Here is an 8,578-nt window from a genome sequence, read left to right as displayed (position 1 = left end):
ACGAATGCCGACTCTGCGCACTTCACACTGAATAACCGGATTTCATATTCCGGCGTCGAAAATGGCATGTTGATCGGCGTTTCCGGAGTGGAAAACCATTTCGGAACGGTTTCGATGAAAACCGATTTCTTAAAATCGTCAGTGGAATTTTTATCCATCCGACTCAGTTTTATATCGGTCGCTCTCTGGTGGGCGATCTTTACGATTCCTTTGATTTTGTATGTTAAAGAGCGCAAATCGATGACACAAAAGCGAAAAATGGGTACATACATTCGGCAGGGATTCGGGCAAATTTTTGTTACCTTTCGTAAAATTCGCCATCTGAAAGTCGTATTCCTTTTCCTTCTTGCGTACTGGCTATATATCGACGGCGTCGATACGATCATCAAAATGGCGGTTGATTATGGAATGTCGATCGGTTTCTCGTCCAGTTCGCTAATCGTCGCGTTGCTTATTACACAGTTTGTCGGATTTCCATCGGCGATTTTATTCGGGAAATTAGGTGAGAAGTGGGACGTAAGAAAGGCGATCTTCATTACGCTGGGCGTTTATATCGGCGTAACGATTTTCGGCGTTTTTATGACCGAAACCTATGAATTCTACATTTTGGCAATCGTCGTTGGATTGGTTCAGGGTGGCGTTCAGGCGTTGAGCCGTTCCTATTATTCGCGACTGATTCCAAAAGACCAGAGCGCCGAGTTCTACGGATTTTACAATATGCTGGGGAAATTTGCGACGATTCTTGGGCCATTGCTAATCGGCGGTTTCGGTTTGGTTGCTTCCCGGCTCGGCTATTCGCCTAACACATCGTCACGCATCGGTATTGCCTCGGTCTCGATCTTGTTCATTCTCGGCGCGATTCTTTTAATTTTCGTGGACGAGGAAAAGGGAAAAAGAGAAGTGATGTATTTAACAGTGGAAAGTTCGGAAAAAGAATAAAGCCAGACACACGGGACATAAATATTTTTTGATAACTATCTGAGATACAATAAGTTAACCCGAAGTTTCGGGACGGGACGTTCGAGTAGAGAGTTAGGTCTTTAGAAAATAGTGAAATGCAGAGAAGATCGGTAAATTTTACGGTTTCATTTGGATTGTTTCTGGCAGTGTTCGGAATCCTTTTTCTCGGTAAAGATTCTTCCGAAAATAGTGTTTTGGCGACGATTCGCATTCCGCATGTGGAAAATCGGGGAGACGCCACCCGGATCGCGGATTCTATTCGGATTCTCGATGGCGTCGTATCGGTTCTGATCAACGAAAATTCCGAAATTTGTATGATCCGGTTCGATTCCGCAAAAACCGACATTAAGAAAGTTTATCGGCAATTGGCAATTCAGGGCATCAACTTACAACCCGTTCCAGCCGTCAAACTCCTTAAGGGCGACGATAATAAAATCGTTTCCATCAGTATTCGCCGGGCATCCGATTAATTACCCTGTCAGTTTTTCCCAATACAACTACCAGTAGTAAAATTTTTATGGATTGAAAATCGTCAAAGAAATCTATTCACAAGCCTTTTTCCGCCGTGAAGAACTCATGAAACCATACGCCGAAGTGCTCGAAATCGATGAAGTATTGCTTCCGCTTCCGTCAGAAGTTCAACAGTGGACATCCCGACAATATGTAGCGGCTTTGCGTCACGACGACTCGGGAAAATCGTACAATCCGCATTTCCGGCAATTGCTTCACGTCGGTTATAAAATTGCCGCCGAAATGGGCAAGTCATGCCATGATGCACTGGTTAGACTCGATGAATTTATCGCTCCTGACGTTATGGGTAATCTGTACGACCGGCACATTCAGCCGCTGTTTATGGAGTAAATTTCGGTGGATTCGCAGAAAATGCGTTGGCCAGAAATTTTATCAAAACACCGAGAAGTAAAATCCAAATTGTGATGATCAGAATCGGAACCAAACGACTTTTTGGCGCTATGCTTTGCGTTTTGATTGCTTCTTGACGGCAAGCCTCCAAGACATCTTTTGGAATGAGTTTGATGGAAATATAAATCCCCAATGGAACGATTAGCAGATCGTCAAGATAACCTAAGACCGGAATAAAATCGGGGATCAGGTCAATCGGGCTCAGTGCATAACCGATTGTCAGCGCAATGATGACTTTGGCAGACCATGGTGTTTTCGGATGTTTGTACGCCAGGTAAATGACGGTCAGTTCCGTACGAAACGAATCGGCTCTTGTCTTCAAATTTTTCCAGTTTGTTTTTGACATCGTGCCCGAGGCGAGACTTGAACTCGCACGGCCTATTGGCCACTAGGTCCTGAACCTAGCGCGTCTACCAGTTCCACCACCCGGGCTCAAAAAGCCGTTAAATATATCAACTGCCTCCAATTTATCCAAGATTAACATTGAAAGTTTTCCGAAAAGCGAGTAAGTTTTTCGTCGTGAAAAAGAGTGAAGTTAAAAATGTTGCAACCAACCGCCGAGCCTTCCATGACTATTTTATCGATGATAAGATCGAAGCGGGAATCGAATTGCAGGGCTCGGAGGTCAAATCTCTACGCGCAGGGCAGGCGAATCTCAAAGACAGTTATGCGAAAATCATCAACGGCGAAGTTTTTCTGATTAAATCTCACATTACGCCGTATGTTTACGCCGGCGGATTTGACAACCATGAACCAGAGCGGCAACGGCGACTTTTGCTTCATCGAAAAGAAATCAAACGTTTGGAAAGAAGCGTCGAAATCAAAGGTTGTACCCTAATTCCGACCCGGATTTATTTCAACGAATCCGGAAAAGTCAAAGTCGAGATCGGAATTGCACGCGGGAAACGTCAATTCGACAAACGTGACGCTTTAGCCGAACGCGACGCCAAACGGGAATTGGATCGACTCAGAAAGGGTAACTAACGATATGTTTCCATCCATTCAGGAACAATTGGACATCATCAAAATCGGAACCGAAGAACTGATCTCGGAAGAAGAATTGATCGCTAAACTGCAAAGATCGGCTAAAACAGGTCAGCCGCTCCGCATTAAACAGGGATTTGATCCGACTGCGCCGGATATTCATCTGGGGCACACGGTCGGAATCCGGAAACTCAGACAATTTCAAGAACTTGGTCACACAATTGTACTGATCATTGGAGATTACACGGGGATGGTGGGCGATCCGAGCGGTAAAAACGAAACGCGCCCTCGGCTTACTTACGAAACCGTGATGAAAAATGCTCAAACTTATGAGAAGCAGTTCTTCAAAATTCTTGACAGGAACAAGACGGAAGTTTATTACAACGGCGAGTGGTTCAAAAAAATGCAATTTGACGAAATCATGAATCTTGCCTCAAAATTTACCATTTCGCAGATTCTCGAGAGGGATGATTTTCATAAACGATTCAATGAAGAAAAACCGATCAGTTTGCACGAGTTTTTCTATCCGCTTATGCAAGGTTACGATTCCGTCGCGATTCGCGCCGACGTTGAACTAGGCGCCACCGAGCAGAAATTCAACCTTATCGCCGCCCGGCAGGTTCAACGCGACTACGGACAGTCTCCGCAAATCGTCCTGACACTCCCGGTTTTGGAAGGAATCGACGGCGCGCAGAGAATGAGCAAGAGTCTTGGAAATTACATCGGCATCGACGACGAACCGGCGGACATGTTCGGTAAGGTAATGTCCATTCCCGATCATCTGATTCTGAAATATTTTACATTGACGACCGACCTGTCTCTCAATGAACTACGGAGTGTCGAGGCGCGACTCAAAGACCCGAAAGTTAATCCGATGACCATCAAAAAGGAATTAGCGAAAACATTAGTCGCGATGTATCATTCCGAACAAGCCGCGGAAGAAGCGCAGTCGAATTTCGAACAGGTTTTCAGCAAGAAGGAAATACCGGATGACATTCAAATAGTTGTCATCGAGCCGGCCGCTGAATCGCGTCTGCTGGTCAAACTTTTGACCGACAACGGCGTTGTTTCATCAAACGGCGAAGCGCGGCGACTTATTGCTCAGGGCGCCGTCCGGCTGAACGATGAAAAAGTGTCCGATATCAACCTTGAATTATCGAGCGGTTCGGAAAATATCGTGAAGGTCGGCAAACGAAGATTTGTCAAGTTCATCGTTAAGTAAAGAGTGGGAAATGAGATCTCATCCACTAAGGGAAAATCATGCTCGAAATTCGTAATATAACCAAAGCGTTCAACAAAACGCTCGCTGTTGATTCTCTGAGTTTTGAAGTCCCACAAGGCTCGGTTTTCGGACTTTTGGGACCAAACGGCGCCGGAAAAACGACGATGATCCGGATGATTATGAACATTATACGACCCGATTCCGGACATATATTTTATAACGGAGAATTGATTCAAAGAAGCCGGTACAAACGCGTTGGTTATTTACCGGAAGAGCGCGGATTGTACCAGAAAATGAAACTCAAAGAAACAATCGTTTATTTGGCAAGATTGAAAGGGCTTTCGTCGTCCGACGCTTCCAAACGCACCGATCGTTTTTTAGAACGGTTTGAATTAACTGCTTATTCCCATCGAAAAATTGAGGAATTGTCGAAGGGGAATCAACAAAAAGTTCAGTTCATCATTGCGGTTATTCATGATCCTGTTTTGGTCATTTTGGATGAACCGTTTTCCGGACTTGATCCGGTCAATCAACTGTTGTTGAAAGATATTATCAACGAATTGAAACAGAACGGAACGACCGTCATTTTTTCAACTCACCAGATGGAGCAGGTCGAACGTATGTGCAATGAAATTTGCCTGATCAGTCAGGGAAAGCGAATTTTGTATGGCGATCTGGCGCAAATTAAAAAAGATTTTGGTACGCAGACCATTTCGCTGGAATTTACCGGCGATGCGAAAGCAATCGAAGACGTTGAATTGGACGATCTGTCAATTTGTAACGGGCGACTAACGGGAATTTTGCGAAATGCCGATTCGCTGAATGATTTCCTTAGAAAAGTCATGGAACGCGTCACCGTTACGGGATTTCGGGTTGAAGAGCCGACACTCGAACAGATTTTCATTAAACATGTCAAGGAGGTATGATCTGATGAAAAATATTTGGATAATTGCCTCCTGGGAATTCCTCACACGCCTGCGATCGAAGTGGTTTATCATTTCGATGCTAATCATGCCAATCATCATCGTCGCTTCGATGTTCATTCCGACGTGGATCATGACGGGTGAAGATACGGAATCGAGAATCATCGCGGTCGTTGATCAAACAGGTTATCTGGGAAATCGGCTGGAAATTCATCTCGCCGAAAATGTACACCTGAAAGACGGCAATCCGAAATATCAAGTAGTTCTTTTTCAGAATGCCGATTCTACTGTCATGAAAAAACAGGCGGCGGAATTGCTGGATTCGTCAGTGATAACAAGTTATCTGGTCATTCCGGCGGACATCAAAGATAGTTTGCGCGTCCAGTATTATGCGAAAAACGTCGGGAATTTTAAAGATCAGTCGGAAATCGCCAATGCCTTAAACGAAGTGGTTTCGTCCGCGCGGATGCAAGACGCCGGGTTGAACGTGAAATTGATTCGCTCGTTGACCAAACGTGTTGATTTCAAGATGATCGATGTAGAAAAAGAGGGCGTCGAAAAGGAAGGCAACGAGATGCTGTCATATCTCACGCCGATTATTTTTGTGTTGATGCTTTTCTTTGCGATTTTTATGTCATCTCAAATTCTGCTGAGAAGCGTACTGATGGAACGAACGAACCGGCTGGTAGAAATCTTGCTCAGTTCGGTCACGCCGACCGAATTGATGTCCGGGAAGATCATCGGGCTTGGATTTCTCGGTTTGGCGCAATTGGCGTTATATCTTGTCGTCGGTTATTTCGTTTCCAGTTCTCAGGGAATCGAGATAATCACTTCTGCGAACACGATATATTTTCTAATCTATTTTATTCTCGGTTATCTGTTTTACGCCGGGATTTTTGCATCCGTCGGCGCCGTTTTTAATTCAGAACAAGACGCTCAGCAAGCGGTTTCGATTCTATCGTTCATTACGGTTATTCCGATCATGATGTCGTCATACGTCATTGCTAATCCGGACTCGGTTGTTTCGGTTGTTTGTTCTTTCATTCCATTTATTACGCCGTTTTTTATGATTCTGAGAATTGGCGTTGAAACGCCGCCGCTCTGGGAAATTTTATCGACTGCCGCAACGTTGGGAATATTTACCTGGTTGGCGATGGTCGGTGCTGGGAAGATTTTTCGGGTAGCAATTTTGAGGTATGGAAAGCGGCCGACGTTTCCCGAATTGATGCAATGGATTCGGGAAAAATAGTGCAGAATCGCCGTTACAAATCGTTTGGTTTTAAATGTTGTCTGGATAAATTATCTCGTTGTAATTCAGTAAATAAATTATCGTTGGTATAGAGGTTTGGCATGATCGTGATTACTGAGAGTAATTTTGAAGCAGAAGTATTGAAATCCAATATCCCGGTTTTGGTCGATTTTTGGGCGACATGGTGCGCTCCCTGTTTAAAAATCGAACCGATTGTGGAAGAACTATCGAAGCAATACGCCGGAAAGATCAAGTTCGGTAAATTGAACGTGGAAGAACACCCGATGATTCCGCCCAGATTCGGTATTCGTAGCATTCCGGCGCTGTTACTTTTTAAAAATGGGGCTGTGTTTTCTCAAATCACCGGTTCACAGCCGAAACGAACGCTTGAATCTAGACTAATGGAATCTATCTGATCCTTTAAAAGCGCCGGAAACCGCGTTTTTTCAAGAGTCGTTTTCGCCAGAGGTGTACAGGTCTTACTAAATTAATCATACTAATCTTCAACTCGAAGGGCAGACGATGGCTTGCTTTCGTTTCTGGCGTGATCAAGCGCTGTGATGGTGTAGAAATAATCGTCGATGTTCTTTTTAGGATCGACAAGCATTTCAGTTTGAGTTCCCGAAACAATAACGAAGATATTTTCGCCGCGAGTCGTATCGACCGGTTTGAATTTTGATCGGTAAATAACGTATTGTTGAACAATTTCGTGGTCTTTTGGAACGTCTGGCGATGTCCACGAAAAACGAACCTGTTTTTCTTCTTTGGCAATTTGGAAATTATTTGGCGTCATGGGTGGAATGGTATCTTTCCACGAGAGCGCTGGCAGAAGCGTCGGATACTGGAATTTCGTCGATTTCAGAGAAGCCAGTTTTTCGGAATCCAGCGAACTGATCGCAAAGAAAACCAATCCCGATAATCCATTGTTGCGCGTGTCATCGATTTCGAGCAAAATCTCGTCCCAATCAAGCGCGTAGGCGCCCAACCCTGCGAGCACCGGACGTTCTTTGTGAATTGTTTCTTTCCATTCCTTGACGACTGTTGGAAAGGAATTTTCACGGTAATCGCGTCGGTAGTAAATCATCGGAACGATCATATCGATTTTATCGATTTCAGCCCAGCGCCGGGCGTCTTGATAAACTACATTATAGCCGTTCCAGCCTGAAGTTTGATAATTTCCAATGACAGATGCGGAGACTTTGACATAGGGTTTGATCGACGTAATGGTGTCGTAGGCTTTGGTGATAAAAGCGGTTACTTGATCTCTCTGCCAATCGTCCCAGTTTAGATTTAGCGGATTGGATTCCGGCGACTTGAACCTTCGGATGCTGATGCGGTCGTGGGAATAACCGAGTTCGGGGGAATTTTCAGGATAGCGTATATAATCAAAGTGAATTCCATCGACGTCATATTTTGAGACGATGTCGGCAACGACCTTAACGATATGGTCGCGCACGGCGGGAATTCCGGGGGAAAATGAAATATAATGGTCGGATTTTGGCATCGGTTTGCCCGAATTATCACAAACGATCCATTCTGGATGTCGTAGATACGGATGAAGCGGAGTCGTTAGGATGGGATTTTCCAATCCGCGCCAAGCTGGAAAAGTATTGATCCAAGCGTGAAGTTCTAACCCGTATTTGTGAGCCGTTTGAATGGCGAATTCTAAAGGATCCCATCCGGGATTTTTCCCCAGCGTTCCGGTTAGTAATATACTCCAGGGCTCATATTTGGATTGATAAAAAGCATCGGCGTTTCCGCGAACCTGAAAGAAAACCATATTGAAATTGGCGTCGTGAATTTGGCGGAACGATTCGTCGATATAAGCGCGGATCGAATCGGGATCGTGCGTCTTGAACCGTTCTGTGTAATCAAACCGGCTCATCCAGACGGCACGCGCTTCTCTGACCGGAAGATTGATTTTCGGTGGTTTGATGAAGTTCTGAAACAGCGAGATGAAGAGCAAAACGAGAGCTAGCGCAAAAGCGGCTATCGCTAACCACCGGATCAAATACTTGGTTTGAGGTTTCATGTCAAGATTCCTGCATTAATGTGTGATTGTTTGGAAATAAAATCGGTCAGCATGATGGGAAATGACTATTAGCCTGCTTAATTCATAAACCGCAGAGTTCACACCCGCCCGACTGCGTTGCACAGACGGGGAGGACGCATTCCCAACTATTCGGGATTTTAATTTTTTTAACTGGCTAAGTTTCATCTTATTCAAAATTTGATTATTTCTTATTCTTTATTTGGCAAGTTTCATAACATCGTACACAGTTCTTAGTAGCACTAACTGTGTCATAACATCGTACACAC

General features: G+C 44.6%; 10 protein-coding genes and 1 tRNA gene. 8 read left to right on the top strand and 3 right to left on the bottom strand.

The window, feature by feature from the left end; all coding sequences use genetic code 11:
• The 3 genes from COT43_09590 to COT43_09580 form a co-directional block, all read left to right on the top strand.
• The coding region (locus tag COT43_09590; protein PIS27627.1) for a hypothetical protein at window positions 1-939 on the top strand (939 nt) is incomplete at its 5' end.
• 116 nt (window positions 940-1,055) lie between these two features.
• Window positions 1,056-1,430, top strand: a complete 375-nt coding sequence (locus COT43_09585) for a hypothetical protein (GenBank protein PIS27626.1) — start codon at window positions 1,056-1,058, stop codon at window positions 1,428-1,430.
• Between the two features lie 52 nt (window positions 1,431-1,482).
• Window positions 1,483-1,821, top strand: coding sequence for a hypothetical protein (locus tag COT43_09580; protein ID PIS27625.1), 339 nt, complete (start codon window positions 1,483-1,485; stop codon window positions 1,819-1,821).
• Here COT43_09580 and COT43_09575 read toward each other — a convergent pair.
• Both COT43_09575 and COT43_09570 read right to left on the bottom strand, forming a co-directional pair.
• The gene (locus tag COT43_09575; GenBank protein PIS27624.1) at window positions 1,811-2,227 is read right to left on the bottom strand and encodes a hypothetical protein; all 417 of its coding nucleotides are present in this window, start codon (window positions 2,225-2,227) and stop codon (window positions 1,811-1,813) included. The two genes, COT43_09580 and COT43_09575, sit on opposite strands and share 11 nt — an antisense overlap.
• Window positions 2,227-2,313: transfer RNA gene (locus COT43_09570), tRNA-Leu, on the bottom strand. Before COT43_09570 ends, COT43_09575 begins: the two co-directional genes overlap by 1 nt.
• 87 nt (window positions 2,314-2,400) lie before the next feature.
• Between COT43_09570 and COT43_09565 the strand changes: the two genes are divergently transcribed.
• The 5 genes from COT43_09565 to trxA all read left to right on the top strand — a co-directional run bounded on the left by COT43_09565 (window position 2,401) and on the right by trxA (window position 6,675).
• The gene (locus COT43_09565; GenBank protein PIS27628.1) at window positions 2,401-2,865 is read left to right on the top strand and encodes an SsrA-binding protein; all 465 of its coding nucleotides are present in this window, start codon (window positions 2,401-2,403) and stop codon (window positions 2,863-2,865) included.
• 4 nt (window positions 2,866-2,869) lie between these two features.
• Window positions 2,870-4,087: a tyrosine--tRNA ligase gene (locus tag COT43_09560; protein ID PIS27623.1), complete on the top strand. Its 1,218-nt coding sequence runs from the start codon at window positions 2,870-2,872 to the stop codon at window positions 4,085-4,087.
• Window positions 4,088-4,125: 38 nt separating this feature from the next.
• Complete coding sequence (locus tag COT43_09555; GenBank protein PIS27622.1) at window positions 4,126-5,013, top strand: hypothetical protein; 888 nt, start codon at window positions 4,126-4,128, stop codon at window positions 5,011-5,013.
• A complete protein-coding gene (locus tag COT43_09550) occupies window positions 4,910-6,259 on the top strand; it encodes a hypothetical protein (GenBank protein PIS27621.1) in 1,350 nt (449 codons plus the stop codon). The genes COT43_09555 and COT43_09550 overlap by 104 nt, the downstream gene beginning before the upstream one ends.
• Before the next feature lie 101 nt (window positions 6,260-6,360).
• Window positions 6,361-6,675 (top strand): thioredoxin, encoded by a 315-nt coding sequence (trxA, locus tag COT43_09545; GenBank protein PIS27620.1) that lies wholly within the window; start codon window positions 6,361-6,363, stop codon window positions 6,673-6,675.
• Window positions 6,676-6,755: 80 nt separating this feature from the next.
• Here the strand turns inward: trxA and COT43_09540 are convergent, their stop codons facing one another.
• Window positions 6,756-8,291: a hypothetical protein gene (locus COT43_09540; GenBank protein PIS27619.1), complete on the bottom strand. Its 1,536-nt coding sequence runs from the start codon at window positions 8,289-8,291 to the stop codon at window positions 6,756-6,758.
• Between the last annotated feature and the right edge of the window lie 287 nt (window positions 8,292-8,578).

Source organism: Candidatus Marinimicrobia bacterium CG08_land_8_20_14_0_20_45_22 (assembly GCA_002774355.1).
Taxonomy (GTDB): domain Bacteria; phylum Fidelibacterota; class UBA2242; order UBA2242; family UBA2242; genus 0-14-0-20-45-22.
The sequence above is the reverse complement of the archived record's forward strand: the minus strand, read 5'-3'. Positions and strand labels throughout refer to the sequence as shown.